The sequence below is a fragment of the Cobetia sp. 29-18-1 genome, assembly GCF_029846405.1.
Classification (GTDB): domain Bacteria; phylum Pseudomonadota; class Gammaproteobacteria; order Pseudomonadales; family Halomonadaceae; genus Cobetia; species Cobetia amphilecti.
On sequence record NZ_JARWKS010000020.1, the window covers coordinates 53042 to 75015 of the forward strand.

The following is a 21974-nucleotide window of genomic DNA, read 5'->3' on the forward strand; positions in this document are numbered from 1 at the left end:
CATGCGGGCTTTTTCATGCCTGTCTGCTGACTTCTGTCCAAAGGCCTGTGGCCGTCATCCTGCTGGAGGTCTATGGCTGCCATCAGGCACAGGGTCAGGCGTCTGTCTTGACGCTCTCGACTCCCTTGCGTGCCGTGAGCAGAGCCTCGGCAATTTCCTCGACGCCGGCGCCATGACTGTGGCGCGTCACCCAGCTGGGCTCCCAACCGAGTGCCGCGCGGTGCTGGATAATGTTGGCCACGCCCACGGTGTGGCGGAAGGTGGCGAACATCGGCGCATCATTGGGCGCATCGCCGACGTACATCACCTCCTGCTCCAGCTGCATGCGGTCCAGGCCGAAGGTCTCGGTGAGGACCCGCACCGCCATGCGCGCCTTGTCGAACTCGCCCTGCCACGCATTGATGTGGATGGAGCTGGCGCGCGCCTGAATACCGGCGGCCGTGAAGCCGGCGATGATGGCGCGAATCTCGCTCTGGGCCAGCGGGCCGACCGCTTGGCAGTGGTCCACCGCGACATCGGCGAAGCGGAAGGGCTGGTCCTGGGCCAGTGCCGCGCGCGGATGGTTGAGCAGCAGCTGGCGGGCGACGGTCATGACATGGCGTTGACGAGCGCGCAGGCGCTGCTCGTCTTCCCACCAGGTGGTGAGGATGCGCTGCCCCTGGCGGCGGAAGGCAAAGGCACCGTTCTCACCGATCACGCTGGCGACCGGCCAGGCGCGTGCGATGTGATCGCACCAGCCCGCACAACCGCCCGTGACGGGGATGACCTTGATGCCGGCGGCATCCAGACGCTCCAGCGCCGCCAGCGTCGATGCCGCGAGACGCCCTTCATGGGTGAGGGTGTCATCGATATCGGTCAACAGATACCGGATACCCGACAGGGTGCTGGCAGGACAGTGGGCGAAGGCTTGCATGGTGATTCCAGAAATCCTCAGAAGGTAAGCGGGAGCGCGGCTGTCATCAGTCGCGTGTCCCTTCAGTATCGTCGATGCGTGCCGGCTTGCGCGACGCGCCTCGGTTCAGGCAGTGAAACGCACCGACAGGCTCTGCTGGCTGGCAGCCTCCAGCGCGCTGCGATAATCGGGCTGATGGGGCAGCTCATCGGTGACCAGCAGGTCGATCTCCTCGAGCGGGGCGATGCGGCACATGGCGGCGCGCCCCCATTTGCTGGCGTCGGCGACCAGAATCCGGCGCTGGGCGTGATGGACCAGCGCACGGCTGACCGCGGCTTCTTCCGGATCGAAGTCGAGCAGCCCACCGGCATCGAGACCGCCACAGCCAAGGACCGCGATATCGACCTGATGACGCGCGAAGAAGGCCACGGTGGCGCTGCCGACCACATCGAGATCCTGCGGGCGCAGTTGTCCTTCCGCTAACTGGACGGCGACATCCGGATGAGTCGAGAGCGCCTGCGCCACCTGCAGATTGTTGGTGATCACGCGCAGGCCGCGCCGGGCAAGCAAGGCTTCGGCGACCGCCACCACGCTGGTGCCGATGCCCAGCGCCAGGGTGGCGCCATCGGGAATCTCGGCGACCACGCTGGCGGCCATGGCCTGCTTGGCAGTGCGCGCCAGCATGATGCGCTGGGAATGTCCCAGGTTGTAGCCGCCCGGTGGGCGCTCGATGCCGCCGTGGCGCCGACGCGCCAGCCCGCGCTCACACAGCACGCCCAGGTCACGCCGGATGGTCTGGGGCGTGACGTCGAAGGCATGGGCCAGCGGGTCGACCGCCAACTGGCCCTCGCGGGCCAGTCGCTCGAGTATCTGTTGCTGGCGCGGCGTCAGTGCCTCATGGCTTGCGTGTTCGACGCTGCGACTGTCGCGCTCGATGCCCGGGGTCATGTCTGGGGTAGCCCTTGCGTGGTGGTGTCGTTCGGTAGAGTGGGCTCGCGGTCTTCCTCGCTGAAGATGGCCGGGTCATCGCTGATGACGGCATCCACACCCCAGGCCCAGCGCGGCGCGAAGGCGGCCGCATCGTTGGGCGTGTAGCAGAGCAGCTTGTGGCCCCGGCTGGTGATGCCACTGGCCGCGGCCCGCGTCAGGGCGCGCCAATCGGCATGCACGGAACTTGCGTTCAGCTCATCGGCCAGGCTCTGCCAGTCGTCGGGGATGTCATCGTAGAGCAGGCCGATATGCACCTGCGGGTCGCGTTGACGCGTCAGGCGCAGCGCCTGGGGATCAAACGACGAGATGATCAGGTGTGAGGCGGGCAGATGGGCACTGGCCATCGGGATGGCGGCATCGACCAGCGCCTGGGCATCGTGGCCAGGGCTGAGCTTGAGTTCCAGATTCAGGCGCATGTCCAGGCGCGCGATCAGCTCCAGCGCCTGCTTGAGAGAGGCCATGCGCTCACCGGCAAAGCACGCATTGAACCAGCTGCCGACATCGAAGGTCTGCACGCTGTCCCAATCCAGATTCTTGAGCTTGCCACGCCCATCCGAGCAGCGATTCACGCCGGCATCGTGCCAGATGACCGGCGTGCCATCGCCCAACAACTGCACGTCCAGCTCCACCCATTGAAAGCCGGCCTCATGCGCCGCCTGAATGGCGGCCAGGGTGTTTTCCGGCGCATAGGCCGACAGGCCGCGATGTGCGATCGCCAGTGGCAGGGACAGGACGCTGTCAGTTGAATGTGATGCGTCGGCTGAATGTGACGATGAAACCATGGTGAATCCTCACAGAAAGAATGGCATGTCTGCCCGCCACGCAGCTGTGGCGCTGATCGGTCGAGGCGGATCACTGATGCTCAGACGCGAGACTGATCAGGGCAGGTCTCAAGCATTACCATCCAATGATGACGTTATCAGGGCAAGGGGTTCCGTCGGCCCGCGACAGGACGGCAGCGCTCATTCGATGGCCGCTGTCGCCTGCTCGCGGGTTGCCAGCCGCTTGCCGTCGGCGCCGAACAGATGGGCACGCGCCGGAAGGATGGCCAGGCGCAGCGTCTGTTCTTCCGCGACGGCGTGCTCGCCATCCAGTCTCACCACCAGCGGCTCGCTCTGGCCTTGCAGTCGGCAGTACGCCAGGGTGTCCGCGCCCAGCGGTTCGACCAGCTCGATGCGCGCCTCAAGCTCCGCGGCCCCTGCGGGCAGGGCATCGGCTGCTCCCAGTATCTGCAGGTGCTCGGGGCGAATGCCGAGGGTCAGCTCGGCGCCCGGGGTCAGGCCTTCGCCCTTCAGGGTAATGGTTGCGCCACACGGCAGCGCAAGGCCTGCCTGTGCCTGGGTGGCGCTCAGGAAGTTCATCGCCGGCGAGCCGATGAAGCCGGCGACGAACTGGCTGGCGGGCTGATCGTAGAGCGCCATCGGCGTGCCGAACTGCTCGACATGGCCGCCATTCATCACCACCAGGCGGTCCGCCAGGGTCATGGCCTCGGTCTGATCATGGGTCACGTAGACGGAAGTGACCTTGAGGCGCTTCTGCAGGCGACGGATCTCGAGACGCATCTGCACGCGCAGCTTGGCGTCCAGATTCGAGAGTGGCTCATCGAACAGGAAGACCTGCGGCTTGCGCACGATGGCGCGCCCCATGGCGACACGCTGGCGCTGGCCGCCGGAGAGCTGCTTGGGGCGGCGATCGAGCAGCTCGGTCAGGCCCAGCAGCTCGGCGGCCTCGCTGACGCGCTGTTGGATCTCGTCCTTGGGCGTGCGCCGGTTCTTGAGGCCGTAGGCCATGTTGTCGAACACGCTCATGTGCGGGTAGAGCGCGTAGTTCTGGAACACCATCGCGATGTCGCGCTCGGCGGGTTCCAGCTCATTGACGCGCTTGCCGTTGATCTCCAGATCGCCCTCGGAGATGTCCTCCAGGCCTGCCAGGGTGCGCAGCAGGGTCGACTTGCCACAGCCGGACGGGCCGACGATGACGATCAGCTCGCCTTCGCCGAAAGCCAGATCGATGCCATGCAGAGCCTGGTAGCCGTTGGGGTACTGCTTCTTGAGCTGCTTGAGCGCCAGTGTTGCCATGAGTTGTGTATCCAGAGCGGTGGCGTGACGGGCAAGTCTGTCCATCACGGCGTAACGGAATCAGGGGGCTTGGGGCGAGGTGTCGCGGGTCGGAGCGCGAGATCACTTCTCGCTGTCCACCAGGCCCTTGATGAAGTAGCGCTGCATGAACAGGATCACCAGTACCGGCGGGCCCATGGCCAGCAGCGTGGTGGCGGTGACGTCCTGCCACGGCACCAGACCATCACCGGTGGTCAGCATGCGCTTGAGGCTGACGACGATGGTCAGGTAGTCGGCATCGGTGGTGATCAACAGCGGCCACAGATACTGATTCCAGCCGTAGATGAACATGATCACGAACAGCGCCGCGATGTTGGTCTTCGACAGCGGCAGCAGGATGTCCTTGAGAAAGCGCCACGGCCCGGCGCCATCGATGCGCGCGGCCTCGACCAGTTCCGCCGGAATGGTCAGGTAGAACTGACGCAGCAGGAAGGTCGCGGTGGCGCTGGCGATCAGCGGCAGGATCAGGCCGGCGTAGCTGTCCAGCATGTTGAGGTCGGCTACCACCTTGAAGGTCGGCAGGATGCGCACCTCCACCGGCAGCATCAGGGTGATGAAGATCAGCCAGAAGCACAGCTTGCGGAAGCGGAACTCGAAGAAGACGATCGCGTAGGCGGCCAGCACCGAGATGATGATCTTGCCGATGGCGATGCCCAGTGCCATCAGCATCGAGTTGAACAACAGGGTCATCACGTCGGCGCCGAGACTGCTGACCGGGTCTGCCAGCAGCTGGCGGTAGTTGCCCAGGCCAGCCTCGCCGACCCAGACGGGGGCGACGTTGGAGTAGAGGTCACCCATCTCGTGGGTACTGGCGCTGAAGGCGATCCAGACCGGCAGGAAGAACAGTGCGCAGCCGACGATCAGCAGGGCATGGCTTGCGATATCAAGCCCGGGGCGGTTGTAGCGCATCAGTACTGCACCTTCTTCTCGACATACTTGAACTGGATCAGCGTCAGCACGCCGACGATGACCATCAACAGCACGGACTGGGCAGCACTCGAGCCCAGGTCCTGCCCGACGAAACCATCTTCATAGACCTTGTAGACCAGGGTGCGGGTCGAGCCGGCCGGGCCGCCCTGGGTGGTGGCATCGATGGTGCCGAAGGTCTCGAAGAAGGCGTAGACCACGTTCATCACCAGCAGGAAGAAGCTGGTCGGCGAGAGCAGCGGGAAGGTGATGGTCCAGAAACGCCGCCAGGGGCCGGCGCGGTCCATCGCGGCCGCTTCCAGCAGGCTCTTGGGGATCGCCTGCAGACCTGCGAGGAAGAACACGAAGTTGTAGCTCATCTGCTTCCAGATCGAGGCCAGCACCACCAGCAACATGGCCTGATCGCCATTGAGCTTGTGATTCCAGTCGATGCCGATGGCGGACAGCAGCTCCGGCAGAATGCCCAGCGTCGGGTCGAACAGGAACAGCCACAGCACCCCGGCCACGGCGGGCGCCACGGCGTAGGGCCAGATCAGCAGGGTCTTGTAGGCGTGTGCGCCGCGCAGCACGCGGTCCGCCAGTACGGCGAGCCCCAGCGCCAGTGCCATGGCGCCGAAGGCCACCGCAAAGGAGAAATAGGTGGTCGTCCATAGTGTCGTGAGATATTCCGGCTCGCTCAGCACGCTGACGAAGTTGCTCAGCCCGGTGAATTCCCGCGAGAGCCCGAAGGCATCCTCGACATAGAAGGCCTGTTCGATGGCCTGGTAGGCCGGCCAGAAGAAGAACACGGCCACGATCAGCAGCTGAGGCGCCAGCAGTATCCAGGGCGTGATGGGGTGTCGATTGAAATGGGCCATGCAGCAGGGGTCTCGCAAGCAAGGAAGGACTGGGTGGTTCCGTCGGTAGCACGGAGTCGGCAAGCCTCGGCCGCTCCTGCGCCATCAAGCCGTGAGAGAAGGGAAAGGACACCGGATGTCGGATGCGCTTTCCGCTCTCTGGCTGGAGAAAATAGCGGGAGGGCGAGCCCGGCATGGGCCCGCCCCCGGTGTGGCGATGATCAGCCGTTGGCGCGTTCGAACTTCTCGAGCAGCGAATCGCCGCGCTTGACGGCGTTGTCGAGACCGTCCTGCACGCTTTCCTTGCCGGAGAAGATCTTCTCCAGCTCTTCATTGATCACGTCACGAATCTGCACCATGTTGCCCAGGCGCAGGCCCTTGGAGTTCTCGGTCGGCGTCGCGGAGGTCATCTGGGTGATGGCGACGTCGGTGCCCGGGTTCTCGGCGTAGAAGCCCTGTTCGCGCGTCAGTTCTGCCGCGGCAGTCGTGATCGGCAGATAGCCGGTGAACTGGTGCCAGTCGGCCTGCACTTCAGGCTTGGAGAGGTACTGGAAGAACTTGGCGACGCCCTGGTATTCCTCATCGCTGTGACCGGACAGCACCCACAGCGAGGCGCCACCGATGATAGAGTTCTGCGGCGTCTCGATCACGTCGCTGTCATAGGGCAGCGGTGCCACGCCGAACTCGAAGCCCTTGGCGCTTTCCTTGACGCCGGCATAGCTGGCGGAAGAGCCCATCATCATCGCGCACTCGCCGGAGTAGAACTTGGGCGCCGCGTCATCGAAGCGACCGCCGAACACGAAGCGCTTGTCGGCCTGCCAGTCATCGAGACGCTGGATGTGGTCGACCACGGCGGTCGTGTTGAATTCAAGGCGGGTATCGGTGCCGGCGAAGCCATTGGCCTGGCTGGCGAAGGGCACATCGTTGCGTGCCGAGAAGTTCTCCAGCATCACCCAGGACGGCCAGGTGGTGGTCAGGCCACAGCTGGCGGCGCCGGAATCGACGACCTTCTTGAGCGCAGCGCCCATTTCCTGCCAGGTCTGCGGGAGGGAGTCGATGCCCGCCTTGGCCAGCACGTCCTTGTTGTAGTAGGTCACCGGCGTGGAGGAGTTGAACGGCATCGATAGCATCTTGCCGTCGGTGTCGGTGTAATAGCCGGTGACGGCAGACAGGTAGGCGTTCGGGTCGAAGGCGGTGCCTTCCTGCGGCGCGAAGTCTGCCATCAGCTGATGCACCGGGATGATCGCGCCCTTGGCGCTCATCATGGTGGCGGTGCCGACCTCGAAGATCTGCACGATGTCCGGGCCCTTGCCGGCGCGGAAGGCGGCGATGGCGGAGGTCATGGTCTCGGAGTAGTTGCCCTTGAAGACTGGCTTGACGACGTAGTCGTCCTGGCTTGCATTGAAGTCGGCCGCGATCTCGTCGACCTTCTTGCCGAGCCCGCCCCCCATGGCGTGCCACCATTCCACCTCGGTGGCGGCGAGGGCACTGGCGGAGGCGGAGGCGAAACCGATGGCCAGCGCGAGGCTGGCGAGGCGACGAGTCGCGGTGGCAGTCGTGCGGGTGCTTGCATGATGAGTCGGGCGGCGCATGGTCAAACTCCTGAGAGGTTCCCCTGGCCAGCTTCCGCAACAAGAAGAAGGACGCTGGCCGCTGACGATCGATGGCGACGATCAAGTGAACATTTTCTTGTTCTTTTGATGATCGTCCGAAAAGCGTAGACGACTCTATAGCGCCCGCCTTACAACTTTGTGACAGGAAGATGTTCATTCGAGCGAAGCTGGACTTATGGCTGAGCAGCGAGTGTGTGGCGCCGCCAGCTCGGCTCAGGCTGGCAAGCGAGGCGCCGGGGGCAACTCAAGGCCGGAATAAGCGGCCGGCGAGCGAGTGTGCTAGTCTTGCGCGCTGAAAATGCCTGTGGCGGAGAACGCGATGAAAGTGGTTGAAGTGAGTGCCGGTGCCCGACGTGATGCCTGTCTGGCGATGCTGTGCGCCGAAGTCCATGGCCGCGAAGGGGGCCTGGATGCGCTGGTGAGTTACGCCGGCGTGCGTGGGGTGTGGTTCGAGAATGAGATGGCGCGCCTGTTCGCGCTGGTCGACGATGCCGAGCGCATCCACTCTGCCGCGCTGCTGGTACTCGACGAGAACGCACGTGGCCTGAATCTAGCGCTGTGGGCGACACCGACGGTGCATCGCGGTCACGACCACGGCATCGCGCTGGTCTCACAGCTGTCCGATCACGGCCGCCTGCAGGTGCGCATCACCGACAGCTCACTGGTCAGCGTGCTGCGTCGCGCCGGCATCAACGACTGGCTGGAGGCCGAGGCCGAAGGCGATCAGCCTCGCGAGCTGGTCGGCATGAATCCGGCGGCGCGTGTCGGCAACCTGGCGGCCCTCGACGCGCCGCTGCGCCTGGACCGCGAGCGCATCAAGCGCTCCTTCAAGGCGCGCCCGAAGGACTTCGAGACCTACAAGAACGCCTTCGTGCGTGACCTGGAGCACTTCGCGCGTCATATCTGAGGATGAGATGACGCAAGCGAACGGCATGCTCTGCCAAGACAAAGGCCCCGCTCAGTGAGCGGGGCCTTTGTGGTTCTGCGATCAGTGATCAGTGATCAATTCCTGTATCGATCAGGTGGGCGTCGATCAAGCGGGCGTCGGCCAGTCATCAGGCGGCGTCCTGCTGCGGGTTGGAGGCGGTGCCGTCACTCGCCATCGGCTTGCGCACGAAGGCGTCGAATTCGAAGTGGTCGACGGTCAGCATGTCGAGCACCTCGGCTTCGAAGACGCGCATGAAGTCGCCATCCTCGGCGGACAGGATGCCTGCCTCGACTGCCGCTTCGATACGCGCTTCCGGTGACAGTGCGTCGGCCGGAATCTCGCCCTTGTGGTAGGCCTTGGCCAGCGCCTTGTAGATCGGCTCGGCGCGCGGGTAGTCCTTGAGCAGCGCGTTGTAGCGGGCGAGGGCGTTGTCCTGCTGGCCTTCGTCCTGGGCGTCCCAGGTGTTGTCGGTCAGCTTGGCACGCAGTGCAGTGTCGGTGGAGACGGCGCGGGCGATCTCGCGGGTCAGGCTGTCCCTGGGCATGGCGAACTGACGGCCACGCGGCAGGGCGATCACGCGCAGGGCAGTGCCGAGTGCACGGTTGGGCAGGTTGGCGAACAGCTCATCCAGTGCCTTTTCCGCGCGGTGCAGCAGCCACTGCATGCTGTAGTGGAACAGCGCCTCTTCGTGTTCGCAGGCCTCGGATTCGTGCCATTGCTTGAGCGTCAGTGACGCCAGGTAGAGGTTGGAGAGCACGTCGCCCAGACGCGCCGACAGCATCTCGCGCGCCTTGAGGCTGGAGCCGAGGCTTGCCATGGCCGCATCGGCGGACAGCGAGAAGGCGGCGCTGAAGCGGTTGATGTGGCTGGCGTAGGGCGTGGCGACGGCGTCGAAGCCGGTGGCCTTGCCGCCGATGCCGAAGCTCTGGGTGAAGGCGCGTGCCGCGTTGCCGAAGATCAGGCCGGCATGGCGGAAGAAGGCCTTGTCGAAGGCGTTCAGGTCATCGGCGTCCTTGGCGGCCAGCTCTTCCAGCACGTAAGGATGGCAGCGGATCGCGCCCTGACCGAAGATCATCAGGTTGCGGGTCATGATGTTGGCGCCTTCCACCGTGATCGAGACCGGAGTGCCGGCGTAGGCCACGCCGATGTAGTTGCGCGGGCCAAGCGTCACGCCGCGTCCGCCGTGGATATCCATGCCATCGGCCAGCAGCGAGCGGGCCATCTCGGTCAGCTGGCTCTTGAGGATGGCGGAGGGCACCGCCGGCTTGTGGCCGTTGTCGATCATGTTGGCGGTGTGCAGCACCGACGCCTGGCTGATGTAGTTCATCGCGGCCATGCGGGCCAGCGGCTCCTGCACGCCTTCCATCTCGGCCACCGGCAGATTGAACTGACGACGGATGCGCGCAAAGCCGGCGCTCCAGCCCAGTGCGTAGCGCGAGATGCCCGCGGAACCGGACGGCAGGGTGATGCAGCGACCCACCGACAGACATTCGACCAGCATCTTCCAGCCCTGGCCGGCCATCTGCTCGCCACCGATCAGGTAGCTGAGCGGGATGAAGACGTCCTTGCCGAAGATCGGGCCATTCATGAACGGCGCGCCGATCGGGTGGTGACGACGGCCGATGTCCATGCCGTCGGTGTCACGCGGAATCAGGGCGCAGGTGATGCCGATGTCTTCCACGTCGCCCAGCAGGTGTTCGGGGTCGAACATGCGGAAGGCCAGGCCGACCACGGTGGCGACCGGCGCCAGGGTGATCCAGCGCTTCTCGAAGTTCAGGCGAATGCCGACGACTTCCTCGCCATCATGCATGCCGCGACACACGATGCCGGTGTCCGGGATGGAGGTCGCGTCACTGCCGGCACGCGGGCCGGTCAGACCGAAACACGGAATCTCGCGGCCATCGGCCAGACGCGGCAGGTAGTAGTTCTTCTGTTCTTCGCTGCCGTACTTGAGCAGCAGCTCGCCCGGGCCGAGGGAGTTGGGTACGCCGACGGTGACCATCAGTGTCTCGTTGACCGCCAGCTTCTGCAGCACCAGCGACTGCGCCTTGGCCGAGAAGCCCAGGCCGCCATATTCCTTGGGAATGATCATGCCGAAGAACTTCTCGCGCTTGAGAAATTCCCACAGCGCTTCGGGCAGATCGGCACGCTCACGCGCGATCTCCCAGCTGTTGGTCATGCCGCAGGCGACAGAGCATTGATCATCGATGAAGGCCTGCTCTTCGCTGGAAATGCCGTCGTTGCGCTGTGCGGTCAGGGCGTCCCACTGCGGCTTGCCGGAAAAGAGCTCGGCGTCCCAGAACACGGTGCCGGCTTCCAGCGCCACCTTCTCGGTGTCCGAGACCTTGGGGGAGACCTTCTTGAACATCGCGAACAGACGCGGGCTGAGCCACTTGCTGCGCAGGGCCGGCAGGCCACACACCGCGACCAGTGCCGCACCGATCAGCAGCAGGCAACCCAGTACCGGCGCGTCGACCGCCAGGCCGACGATACCGATGATGGCGAGAACGCCGATGGCCGCGAGGGCCCCGGCTTCGCGTGCCATGACGGCCAACAGACCGGCAACGGCGACAAGGATGAGGATGAGCTGCGTCATGGCAGGATCTCCGGGTGGCGAGGGATGGTGTCTTTGCATGGCGTTTCTACAGCGTAGCAGCCATGCGTTTAGAACAGTTGTTTGAATTCTCTTCAGCGTATCCCATGTTGCCCGACCCTGCAGTACGTCCAAGGTCTAAGGTGTGCGGATTCATTCTTGAAAAGGGCAGTCGCCCGGGGGGGAGGCAGTCGGCGAGCGCCAGACCGGGCTGAGTGAAAGCTGTCTGGCAGGCATGAAAAAGGCCCCGCAATGCGGGGCCTTGGACGATCGATAGCGCTTGCGTGCGTGAGGTCAGACTACCTGTCGCAGGCGTTGACTCGCACGGGTTCTGGCGTTGATCAGTGCTCAGTCATTGATCAGTGCTCAGTCATTGACCAGCACTCAGCCATTGATCGGAGCAGAGTCGATCTTGCGCTTGGCGGGCTTCTTGGCCGGCGTGCCGGGTTCGATCACGAAGTAATCGGCGTCGGAGGGTGGCAGCGGCGCGCGGCCACGAATCTTGTCGGCCATCTTCTCGGCCAGCATGATCGTCGGCGCATTCAGGTTGCCGGTCGGGATGACCGGGAACAGCGAGGCATCGACGACGCGCAGGTTGTCGAGGCCATGTACGCGACCGGCACCATCGACCACTGAAGTCTCGTCGCTGCCCATGCGGCAGCTGCCACACGGGTGGTAGGCGGTCTCGGCGTGGTTGCGCACGTACTCGTCGAGCTCGGCGTCGGTCTGCGCCTGGGCACCCGGTGCCAGCTCGCGGCCGCGGTAGGGGTCCAGCGCAGGCTGGGCGATGATCTCGCGGGTCAGGCGGATGGCGGCGCGGAACTCTTCCCAGTCACGCTCCTCGGCCATGTAGTTGAAGAAGATCGACGGCGCGGCCTTGGGATCGAGTGAGGTCAGGCGTACGCGGCCCTTGCTCTGGGAGCGCATCGACCCGACGTGCGCCTGGAAGCCGTGGCCCTGCACCGCGCTCTTGCCGTTGTAGCTGATCGCGATCGGCAGGAAGTGATACTGCAGGTTCGGCCAGGCCTCGTTGTCATCGCTGCGAATGAAGCCGGCGGCCTCGAACTGGTTGCTGGCGCCGACACCGGTGCCCTTGAGCATCCATTCCAGACCGATGGGCGGCTGGTTGTACCACTTGAGGGACGGATACAGCGAGATCGGCTGGGTGCACTCGTACTGGATGTAGAGCTCCAGGTGATCCTGCAGGTTCTCGCCCACGCCCGGCAGGTGGTGGACCATCTTCACGCCCAGCGGCTCGAGATGTTCACGGTTGCCGACGCCGGAGCGCTGCAGGATCTGCGGCGAGGCGATGGCGCCGGCGCACAGCAGCACTTCCTTGCGCGCACGCACGCGGTGGTCCTGGCCCTTGCGCTCGTACTTCACGCCGACCGCCGTCTTGCCTTCGAACAGGATGACGTCGGTGGTGGCACGCGTCTCGATGGTCACGTTGGAGCGCTTCTTGGCGGTATCCAGATAGCCGCGCGCGGTGGAGGCACGACGGCCTTCCCTGGTCACGAAGCGGTCCATCGGGCCGAAGCCTTCCTGCTGGTAGCCGTTGACGTCTTCGGTGGCCGGGTAGCCCGCTTCGATGCCTGCTGCGATGAAGGCGTGATAGAGCTCGTTGTTGCCCTGCTTGGGCGTGGTGACCGACACCGGGCCGTCGCCGCCATGGTAGTCATTCGGGCCGATATCGCGCGTCTCGCACTTGCGGAAGTAGGGCAGGCACTCACGATAGTTCCAGTCGGCCAGGATGGGGTCCTTGGCCCAGTTGTCGTAATCCAGCGCGTTGCCGCGGATGTAGCACATGCCGTTGATCAACGAGGAGCCGCCCAGACCCTTGCCGCGGCCACATTCCATGCGACGGTTGTTCATGTGCGGCTCGGGATCGGTCTTGAAGTCCCAGTTGTAGCGCTGACCCTGCAGCGGGTACGCCAGCGCGGCGGGCATCTGGGTGCGGAAGTCGAAGCGGTGGTCGCGGCCACCGGCTTCCAGCAACAGCACACTGACATCGGCGTCTTCGCTCAGGCGGGTGGCCAGCACGTTGCCGGCGCTGCCGGCGCCGATGATGACGTAGTCGTATTCACGCTCGAATTGGCTCATGGAAGGTCCTCTCGTATCGGGTGCCACATGCGGGCACATGACGCCCCGTTCACGACGGGGAGTGGCCACTGCCGGGCTGCTGGATACGTTTGCTTGTCTGTGGTGAGCCGTCGGGGCACCGCATGACAGCAAGCTGCCATCGGTGACTCAACGACTCATCGGGATTCGGGCACTGCGCGCGGCGCTGGCGAGCGACGCGGCGTGCAGCCGGCATGGCGAGTGTTCGACATGCCGGCAGGTGGGGCATCTGGCGCTTGGTCTTGCTTAGGCCCGGTGCTCAGGCTCGGTGCTTGAGGTCCGGTCTTGAGAGCCGGTACTTCAGCCTATGGCGCCAGAGGGTGCTGCTGTCATCAGGCCTTGTGGCCAGTGATGGCTCAGAAGGCGGACTCGAACGGGCCCATCTCGATCAGCACGGACTTGGTCTGGGTGTAGTGAGACAGCGTCTCGACACCGTTCTCGCGACCGATACCGGACTGCTTGTAGCCGCCGACCGGCATTTCGGACGGCGACTCGCCCCAGGTGTTGACCCAGCAGATGCCGGCTTCGAGCTGGTGAATCACGCGATGCGCGCGGTTCAGGCTCTCGGTGAACAGGCCAGCCGCCAGGCCATAGGTGGTGTCGTTGGCGCGACGGATGACTTCCTCTTCACTGTCGAAGGACAGGATGGACATCACCGGACCGAAGATCTCTTCCTGCACGATGCGCATGTCATCGCTGCAGTCGGTGTAGACGGTCGGTGCGACCCAGGCGCCCTTGGCGAAGTCGCCTTCGCTCATGCGCTCGCCGCCGACCAGCAGACGTGCGCCGTCCTGCTTGGCGATCTCCAGATAGGAGACGACCTTGTCCAAGTGCTCGAAGCTGACCAGTGGACCGAAGGTGGTGGCGCGGTCCTGCGGGTCGCCGGCCTTGATGCGCGCGACGCGCTCGACGATCTTGGCTTCGAATGCGTCCTTGACGCTGGCTTCGACGAACACGCGGGTGCCGTTGGTGCACACCTGACCGGAGCTGTAGAAGTTGGCCATCATGGCGCCGTCGGCGGCACGGTCGAGATCGGAGTCGGCGAACACCAGCAGCGGGGACTTGCCGCCCAGCTCCATGGTGACTTCCTTGAGGCTGGAAGAGGCGGACGCGGACATGACCTTCTTGCCGGTACCGGCTTCCCCGGTGAAGGAGATCTTGGCGATATCCGGGTGCTCGGTGAGCATCACGCCGACGCGGGCATCGCCCTGCACGACGTTGAACACGCCGTCCGGCAGGCCGGCTTCGGTGAAGATCTCGGCCAGCTTCAGTGCGCTCAGCGGCGTGACTTCGCTGGGCTTGAAGACCATGGCGTTGCCGGCGGCGAGGGCCGGGGCAGACTTCCAGCAGGCGATCTGGATCGGGTAGTTCCAGGCACCGATGGCGCCGATGACGCCCAGCGGCTCCTTGCGGGTATAGACGAAGGCTTCCTGACGCAGCGGCATCTGGCTGCCTTCGATGGCCGGCGCGAGGCCCGCGTAGTACTCGAGTGCATCGGCACCGGTGACGATGTCGACCGCTTCGGTCTCGGACAGCGGCTTGCCGGTGTCGAGAGTCTCGAGCAGCGCCAGTTCGTCGTTGCGCTCGCGCAGCAGGTCCACGGCGCGACGCAGGATGCGTGAACGCTCCATGCCGGTCATCGCGGCCCACACCTTCTGACCCTGCAGGGCGCTTTCGACGGCGGTATCGACGTCGGCACCGCTGGCCTGCTGGATCTCGGCGATGACTTCGCCGGTGGCCGGGTTGACGGTCTCGAAGGTCTCGCCGGAGGTGGCTTCGACCCGACGGCCACCGATGTAGAGGGTCTGGGTCGGGAAGCTTGCGTTGCCGTTAGCCATGCGTGCGCTCCTTACTGGGTTCAGGGGAAGTGGGGGAGTCTGTCGCGTTCAGGGATGCTGCCATGTGACGTGTCAGCTGGTAGTCGACATATTCGTAGGCGAGGCGGCGTGCGCGCTCGACATCGAGGCCGGTCGGGTCCAGCGTACCGCGCAACCACAGGCCGTCGATCAAGGCGGCCAGTCCGGCCGCGGCATCACGTGCCTCGTGCAGCGGCATGCAGCGGCGGAACAGGGCACACAGATTGGAGATCAGCCGCCTGTCGTTGACCCGCTGCAGGCGTTCCAGCGGAATGCGGTGCATGCTGGAGGCCCAGAAGGCCAGCCAGGTCTTGGAGACGCTCTGACTGACCTGGCTGCGGTCAAAGTTGCCGTCGATCACCGCGCGCAGGTGGCTGCGGACGTCATCGTCGGCCAGTGCGGCGCGACGCTCACTGACGGCGCTGCGCAGGTCAGTGAGAATCTGGCGCATGGTGGCTTCCATCAAGCCATCCTTGCCGCCGAAATAGTGGCTGATGATGCCGGTGGACACACCTGCGTGACGGGCGATACGGGCCACGGTCGCGTCGGCGAGTCCTGCCTCATCGATGGCTTGCATGGTGGCCTGGATCAACTGGCGGCGGCGGATAGGTTCCATTCCCACTTTGGGCATCAACGGAGTCCTTTTCGTATATCGGGTCGGTGTGACACTTGGTGTGGCCATGGTACTGGATCATCACCGGTTTGCCGCGAGCGCTGCACCATGCTGTCGTGCGCAAAGTTTTTATTGAACGTTCAATTAACAAAAAGTGTAGAGGCTGGTTCCCGATGCGTCAAGTTGAGGCAAGGCGGGGCAGCCGGAAGCAGTCAGGGGGCGGTCAGAGGACGGTCAGGGATGGTCAGGAGGGAGAGGCGCACGAGGAATCGACAGCAGGTGGCGGCCAGCGACAGGCGGGCGTTCAAGACTGTGGGTTGGCGAGGCCGGTTGGTAAAAGCGCTACAGTGCGGTAGAACATGGAGGGGCAGCATGTCGATCTCAACGTAGGTTGAACGTTGCGCCGATGGTCGAGAGTTGAATGACAACGAACAATAAAACAAGGGGTTAGCATGAAACGATCACCTGGTAAGGTGCTGTTGGCACTGGGCGTCATCGCCGTGCCGGTCATGGCGAATCAGGCCCAGGCCGCCGTGTCGGAGGAATGTCGCACGGTGCGTTTCGCCGAAGTCGGCTGGACGGACATCACGGCAACCACCGCCCTGACGCGTGCCGTGCTGGAGGGGCTGGGCTATGAGACGACCTCTGACACCATCTCGGTGCCGATCGCCTATGCCGGCATGAAGAATGATGACTTCGATGTCTTCCTGGGCAACTGGATGCCGTCGATGGCCTCCATCAGTGACCCTTACATCGACAAGGGGCAGGTCGATCGCCCGCGCGCCAATCTCCAGGGCGCGAAATACACCCTGGCGGTGCCGCAGTATGTGCTGGATGCCGGCGTGACCTCGGTGGCGGACCTTGCCGACAACCTCGAGAAATTCGATGGTCGCATCTACGGAATAGAGGCGGGCAACGACGGCAACATGATCATTGCCGACATGATCGATGACGACGCCTTCGGCATGGGCGAGTTCGAGATGATCGACTCTTCGGAAGCCGGCATGCTGGCGGAAGTGAAGTCGAAGATTACCGCCAAGGAATGGGTGGTGTTCCTCGGCTGGGAACCGCACCCGATGAATACCCGCTTCGAGATGGGCTATCTGGAAGGGGCCGATGATTACTTCGGGCCGAATCTGGGCGGTGCGACGGTGTATACCAATACTCGCGCGGGCTACAGCGAGGCATGCACCAACGTCGGGGCCCTGCTTTCCAATCTCGAGTTCACCCTGGAGATGGAAAACCAGCTGATGGGCGACATCATGGATGGCGGCGAAGATCTGGATGACGCGGCGGCCAGTTGGCTCAAGCAGAACCCGCAGGTGCTGGAGGCCTGGCTCAAGGGAGTCGAGACCGTGGAGGGTCAGCCTGGCCTTGCCGCGGTGAAGACATCGCTGGGGATCTGATCGGCCCGTCGGGCTCGTCTGTTGAGCTTTTGATAAAAAGTGCTTGCAATTCAGCAGCCTGACCTGCAATATACGCCTCGTCGTGTGGCTACATAGCTCAGCTGGTTAGAGCACATCACTCATAATGATGGGGTCCCCTGTTCAAATCAGGGTGTAGCCACCAGTGATTCCAAGGCCTGCATCCGTGCGGGCCTTGTCACATCTGGATGTCGCTTCGTGCGCTTTCGGAGGTGGATCCGGCAGGAGGAATCGAACGAGTTCTGCGGTGGTCTGAATGGCCGAAGGTGGTTGACGCCATTGAGTATTTCCGTATAATTCGTCGCGTGTTCAAGGTTGTTCCTCGATAGCTCAGTTGGTAGAGCAAATGACTGTTAATCATTGGGTCACAGGTTCGAGTCCTGTTCGAGGAGCCAATAGCACATGCAGCATGCTTGAAATGTCAGCCTGATAGCATCCATGATGATGTCACTGACAGATGGATTTCCGGTCGTTCCTCGATAGCTCAGTTGGTAGAGCAAATGACTGTTAATCATTGGGTCACAGGTTCGAGTCCTGTTCGAGGAGCCAATCCAAGGCTTCCTGCCAATGCCGGAAATGACGCTGATAGATGAGTTCCTCGTCGTCAGTTTCGATATCGCCCTGATATCGATCGATATTTTGTTGTTCCTCGATAGCTCAGTTGGTAGAGCAAATGACTGTTAATCATTGGGTCACAGGTTCGAGTCCTGTTCGAGGAGCCAATATCACTTCCCTGCTTCCCCTCGTGTTCTCTGCTGGTCGCACCATCGCTGCCTGAGCCTTGCTTGTTGGCCCTGGCCACAAGTCCTGTTTCTGATCTCTGTTCGCAAACCCTGCTTCCTTAGTTCAGCTCGCCAGTCCGTTCCTGCTCCGCATCTTGCTTTGGTATTTCGTGCTGCTTCGGCATTTCGTGCTTTCTGCGTCGAGAGCGTGTTCCCGCGTCGCCAGCATTCTGCTGTCATCCTCTGCGCGGCAGCTGCCTGGCGTTGCGATGCATGCCATTCCGTTTCTGCTGCTACGTTTTCTGTCCTGTCGTTGCTTCGTATGTGTTGCTGCCTGTGCGTTGTTGTGCGCGCGTTGCTGCCTCGCGCGGCCGTGATGCTGCGTGCCACAGGCTTTCTTTGTGGCACGAAAAAAGCCCCTGCGCTCGGTGTTGCATGAGAGCAGGGGCCTTGGCGGTCGACCGTGTCCGTCAGGTGGTGGCCGTGGTGTGAATCACGAGAGTCTAGCGATCACCGGTGAGGTGGGCGTAGTCGAGCAGGATCTCGGCACTTTCCTGAAGCTGGGCCTGATCGATCGGGTCCTTGGCTTCCTTGTCGCTGCTGGCGTCTTCGATATCGGCTTCCTGCTCGGGATCACTCTCGGGGGAAGAGATGTGGTAGCTGGCGGCATCGAGTTCGGCAAAGCTTGTCAGTGGCTCGAGATTGAGGGCACGACGGCGCTTGTTTTCCAGTGCCAGCTGCTCGGCTTCCTGGGCATCCATCTCGCGTTTGCGCTGCTCGCGATTGAGGCTGATGCTGGTCTGCTGCGCGCGGAGTGCCTTTGACAGCGCGACTTCGCTCTTCAGGTAGCTGAAGTTGGGGTCCTGTTCGACGCGGCTCTGGTGGCGGGCGCGCAATGCGGCCAGATAGCGTGCCGGATCACCGTAGCGGCGATACTTCACCGGGCGCACCTGGTCCCAGGGCAGCGCGTAATCGAGGCTGGATTCGCCGATCTCCTGCGGGTCGATGACGCTGGGGAAGGCGATGTCCGGCTTCACGCCCTTGTTCTGGGTCGAGTCGCCGGAGATGCGATAGAACTTGGCGCGGGTCAGCTTGATCTCGCCTTCGCTCAGCGAGGAGATGGTCTGCACCGTGCCCTTGCCGAAGGTCTGGCTGCCGAGAATCGGGCCGCGGCCGTAGTCCTGGATCGCGCCGGCGAAGATTTCGGATGCCGAGGCCGAGAGGCGGTTGACCAGCACGGTCAGCGGGCCGTCATAGTGGGTGCCGGCGTCGGTATCGCCGTAGAGGCTGATACGGCCGCGTGCGTCACGCACCTGCACGGTGGGACCGCGATCGATGAACAGGCCGATCATCGAATTGGCTTCCTGCAGGGCGCCGCCACCGTTGTTGCGCAGATCGAGAATGATGCCTTCCACCTGCTTGGCCTTCAGTTCGTCGATCAGGCGCGCCACGTCGCGGGTGGTGCTGCGATAGTCGTCTTCACCGGCCTGCCAGGCATCGAAATCGACATAGAAGGCGGGCACATGAATGACGCCGATCCTGTGGACGCCGTCATCGCGCTTGACGTCGATGACCTTGGCATTGGCGGCCTGGTCCTCGAGCTTGACGGTATCGCGGGTGATATCCAGTTCACGCGTCTTGGTGACATCCAGCGACTGGGCCGGAATCACTTCCAGGCGCACGACGGAGCCCTTCGGGCCGCGGATCAGGTCCACGACGTCATCCAGGCGCATGCCGACCACGTTGGTCCACTCGCTGTCGCCCTGACCCTGGCCGACGGCCACGATGCGATCAGCCGGCTTGAGCTCGCCATCCTTCTCGGCAGGGCCGCCGGGCACGAGGCTCGAGACCTTGACGTATTCGCCTTCGGATTGCAGCAGGGCGCCGATGCCGTCCAGTGACAGCTTCATCTGGATATCGAAGGATTCGCCCTGGCGCGGCGAGAAGTATTCGCTGTGCGGATCGATGCTGCCGGTCACGGCATGCATCACCAGCGTCAGGATATCTTCATCGTTGGTCTGCTTGATGCGCTTGAGCTGGTTGGAATAGCGCTCGCTGAGCGTCTTGGCGATCTCGTCATCGCTCTTGTCGGACAGCGACATCGACAGCCAGGCATTCTTGAGGCGCTTGCGCCACAGCTCGTCGAGCTCCTGCTCGCTATCGGCCCACGGGCTGTCCTTGCGGTCCAGCGCCAGGCGATCGTCCTTGTCGAAATCGAAGCTCGGCTTGGCGTCCAGTGTCTTCACCAGCCAGGTGAGGCGTGCGGTGAGGCGTTGCTGATAGCGCTCGTAGAGCCCATAGATGCGCTCGAGATCACCATCGACCATGGCGTCGTCGAAATCATGGCGCAGGTCGCTGAACTCGCTGATGTCCGCATCCAGCAGATAGGCTTTCTGGGGGTCGAGAGTCTTGAGGTATTGCGTAAAGGCGCGGTTGGCCCAGTGGTCATCCAGGGTCACATCTTCGTAATGCCCATAGCGCAAAGACTCGGCAACTTCGCGAGCAGCCTGTGCATCGGCGTCAGTAGGGGTGACCGCGGCACTGGCAGGGCCGGCCATGGCAAGACACAGGGCAACGAATGCCGTGCGCCGGACGTTTGCGAACAGGCTCATCAATGAAGCACTCCCGATTCATGTACACTCTGCTCCCTGAACGACCTCCCCGCAGGGGGTCGAGCGGGCATTGTAGCAGTCTCACGCACCATACACAGTTGTCTGGCGTTGATGCGTTGGGGTTGTGAAAACTCTGTCAGCGCAGGGCTTTGGCTGGCATGCCGCGCTTCTCGACGCCCCGCTGAATGGTGACTGGATGGCAGTCATGTCATCGAAGGGTCGTCACAGGTTTTCCCCATCATGTTTCTTCTTATACAGTGCCTTGCATATATCTTCGAGGACCAGACGCCATCATGACTCATGCGATTGCGGATTCCCGCGTTCCCGCACTGCTCGACTTCCTGTCTTCTTCTCCCACGCCGTGGCACGCGACGGCTTCCATGGCGCAGCGTCTTGAACAGGCGGGCTATCGTCGCCTCAGCGAGACGTCTTCCTGGCAGCTGGTGCCCGGTGAGCGCGCCTATGTCACGCGCAATGATTCCTCGTTGATCGCCTTTCAGCTCCCGAAGGGTGATACGTCGCTGAGCTCACTTCGGATGATCGGTGCGCACACCGATTCGCCCTGTCTGCGTCTGAAGCCCAATCCGGCACAGGCCAGTCAGGGCTGGTTGACGCTGGGCGTCGAGACCTATGGCGGCGTGTTGCTGAGCACCTGGTTCGATCGCGATCTGGGGCTTGCGGGCCGTGTCCAGGTGCGGCATGCGGACGGTCGTCGCGAGACGCTGCTGCTGACGGTCATGCGTCCGTTTGCCTGCGTGCCGAGCCTGGCGATCCATCTGGATCGTGACGTCAACAGCGGGCGTGCCATCAATGCCCAGACCCAGATGTCAGCCGTGGTCATGCAGCTTGGGGAAGAGGCCGGGACGCCCACGGAGGCCTTCAATGCGCTGTTGATCGAGCTGATCGAGGAGCAGCACGGCGTGCGGGTCGCGGATGTCGTCGACTTCGAGCTGGGCCTGCATGATCTGCAGCCGGCGGCGCAGTCGGGGCTGAAGGGTGAGTTGATCACCAGTGCGCGCCTCGACAATCTGCTGTCCTGCTTCGTCGGTCTCGAGGCGCTGTTGGAGGCCGATGGCAGTCAGGGGGCGCTGTTCGTCACCACCGATCATGAAGAAGTCGGCAGTGCCAGCGCCTGTGGTGCCCAGGGGCCCTTCCTGGCCGATGTGCTCAAGCGCATCAATCACTACGTCGGCTTGGACAGCGAAGAAGGCTATCAGTGCCTCGTGCAGCGCTCCTTGATGATTTCTTGCGATAATGCCCACGCCGTGCACCCCAATTTCGCGGACAAGCATGATGCGGGGCATGGGCCGAAGTTGAATGAGGGGCCGGTCATCAAGGTCAATGCCAATCAGCGTTACGCCACCAACAGCACCACGGCCGGGCTGTTCCGCGAGATGTGCCGCGAGCAGGATATGCCGGTGCAGACCTTCGTCAGTCGTGCCGACATGGGCTGTGGCAGCACCATCGGGCCGATCACCGCCAGTGAGGTGGGGGTGCCGACCCTGGATGTGGGGCTGCCGCAGTGGGGCATGCACTCGATTCGTGAGACATCCGGCAGTGCCGATGTCGCCATGCTGATCAAGGTGCTGGTAGCCTTCTGCAATCGCGAGCAGCTGGACTGAGTCGAGCCGGATTGTGCTGAGAGAGCGGGCGCGTAGCGTAATATCGTAAAAAGACGAGTGTCTAGTCCTGAAATAGGTTGACACTTTGGGAACTCAAAACGCTCGATGCAC

15 protein-coding genes and 4 tRNA genes are annotated in these 21974 nt (G+C 63.4%); 7 read left to right on the top strand and 12 right to left on the bottom strand.

Translation table 11 applies throughout. The features are described 5' to 3' along the window. Positions 1-94: 94 nt before the first annotated feature. The 7 genes from QD208_RS14500 to ugpB form a co-directional block, all read right to left on the bottom strand. Entirely contained in the window at positions 95-913 is an 819-nt protein-coding gene (locus QD208_RS14500) for an HAD-IIB family hydrolase (RefSeq protein WP_107335461.1), read from the bottom strand. A 105-nt stretch (positions 914-1018) separates the two neighbouring features. Then, positions 1019-1840, bottom strand: coding sequence for a DeoR/GlpR family DNA-binding transcription regulator (locus tag QD208_RS14505; protein ID WP_279837254.1), 822 nt, complete (start codon positions 1838-1840; stop codon positions 1019-1021). After that, complete coding sequence (locus tag QD208_RS14510; RefSeq protein ID WP_279837256.1) at positions 1837-2664, bottom strand: glycerophosphoryl diester phosphodiesterase; 828 nt, start codon at positions 2662-2664, stop codon at positions 1837-1839. The genes QD208_RS14505 and QD208_RS14510 overlap by 4 nt, the downstream gene beginning before the upstream one ends. 180 nt (positions 2665-2844) lie before the next feature. Continuing rightward, positions 2845-3960 (bottom strand): sn-glycerol-3-phosphate import ATP-binding protein UgpC, encoded by a 1116-nt coding sequence (locus QD208_RS14515; RefSeq protein WP_279837258.1) that lies wholly within the window; start codon positions 3958-3960, stop codon positions 2845-2847. A gap of 102 nt (positions 3961-4062) precedes the next feature. Further along, a complete protein-coding gene (gene ugpE, locus QD208_RS14520) occupies positions 4063-4908 on the bottom strand; it encodes a sn-glycerol-3-phosphate ABC transporter permease UgpE (protein ID WP_279837259.1) in 846 nt (281 codons plus the stop codon). Then, the gene (gene ugpA, locus QD208_RS14525) at positions 4908-5783 is read right to left on the bottom strand and encodes a sn-glycerol-3-phosphate ABC transporter permease UgpA (protein ID WP_043335922.1); all 876 of its coding nucleotides are present in this window, start codon (positions 5781-5783) and stop codon (positions 4908-4910) included. The genes ugpE and ugpA overlap by 1 nt, the downstream gene beginning before the upstream one ends. 200 nt (positions 5784-5983) lie before the next feature. After that, entirely contained in the window at positions 5984-7354 is a 1371-nt protein-coding gene (gene ugpB / locus QD208_RS14530) for a sn-glycerol-3-phosphate ABC transporter substrate-binding protein UgpB (protein WP_279837260.1), read from the bottom strand. Positions 7355-7694: 340 nt separating this feature from the next. Between ugpB and QD208_RS14535 the strand changes: the two genes are divergently transcribed. Beyond that, positions 7695-8282, top strand: a complete 588-nt coding sequence (locus QD208_RS14535; RefSeq protein ID WP_054555137.1) for a hypothetical protein — start codon at positions 7695-7697, stop codon at positions 8280-8282. Between the two features lie 148 nt (positions 8283-8430). Here the strand turns inward: QD208_RS14535 and QD208_RS14540 are convergent, their stop codons facing one another. The 4 genes from QD208_RS14540 to betI all read right to left on the bottom strand — a co-directional run bounded on the left by QD208_RS14540 (position 8431) and on the right by betI (position 15501). After that, positions 8431-10899, bottom strand: coding sequence for an acyl-CoA dehydrogenase (locus QD208_RS14540; protein WP_279837261.1), 2469 nt, complete (start codon positions 10897-10899; stop codon positions 8431-8433). 381 nt (positions 10900-11280) lie between these two features. Then, entirely contained in the window at positions 11281-12996 is a 1716-nt protein-coding gene (gene betA / locus QD208_RS14545; RefSeq protein WP_043335917.1) for a choline dehydrogenase, read from the bottom strand. 374 nt (positions 12997-13370) lie between these two features. Next, positions 13371-14852: a betaine-aldehyde dehydrogenase gene (gene betB, locus QD208_RS14550; protein WP_043335915.1), complete on the bottom strand. Its 1482-nt coding sequence runs from the start codon at positions 14850-14852 to the stop codon at positions 13371-13373. After that, the gene (gene betI, locus QD208_RS14555) at positions 14845-15501 is read right to left on the bottom strand and encodes a transcriptional regulator BetI (protein ID WP_279837262.1); all 657 of its coding nucleotides are present in this window, start codon (positions 15499-15501) and stop codon (positions 14845-14847) included. Before betI ends, betB begins: the two co-directional genes overlap by 8 nt. Before the next feature lie 491 nt (positions 15502-15992). On the opposite strand from betI, the gene QD208_RS14560 reads away from it, so the two are divergent. The 5 genes from QD208_RS14560 to QD208_RS14580 all read left to right on the top strand — a co-directional run bounded on the left by QD208_RS14560 (position 15993) and on the right by QD208_RS14580 (position 17629). Continuing rightward, complete coding sequence (locus QD208_RS14560; protein ID WP_279837267.1) at positions 15993-16889, top strand: choline ABC transporter substrate-binding protein; 897 nt, start codon at positions 15993-15995, stop codon at positions 16887-16889. A gap of 86 nt (positions 16890-16975) precedes the next feature. Then, positions 16976-17052, top strand: a tRNA-Met gene (locus QD208_RS14565). A 174-nt stretch (positions 17053-17226) separates the two neighbouring features. After that, positions 17227-17302, top strand: a tRNA-Asn gene (locus QD208_RS14570). Positions 17303-17380: 78 nt separating this feature from the next. After that, a tRNA-Asn gene (locus tag QD208_RS14575) sits at positions 17381-17456 on the top strand. A gap of 97 nt (positions 17457-17553) precedes the next feature. Continuing rightward, positions 17554-17629, top strand: a tRNA-Asn gene (locus QD208_RS14580). Between the two features lie 503 nt (positions 17630-18132). Here QD208_RS14580 and QD208_RS14585 read toward each other — a convergent pair. Further along, on the bottom strand, positions 18133-20241 hold the full coding sequence (locus QD208_RS14585) for a carboxy terminal-processing peptidase (protein WP_279837263.1): 2109 nt from the start codon (positions 20239-20241) through the stop codon (positions 18133-18135). A gap of 293 nt (positions 20242-20534) precedes the next feature. Between QD208_RS14585 and QD208_RS14590 the strand changes: the two genes are divergently transcribed. After that, on the top strand, positions 20535-21863 hold the full coding sequence (locus tag QD208_RS14590) for a M18 family aminopeptidase (RefSeq protein ID WP_279837264.1): 1329 nt from the start codon (positions 20535-20537) through the stop codon (positions 21861-21863). The last annotated feature ends 111 nt before the right edge of the window (positions 21864-21974 follow it).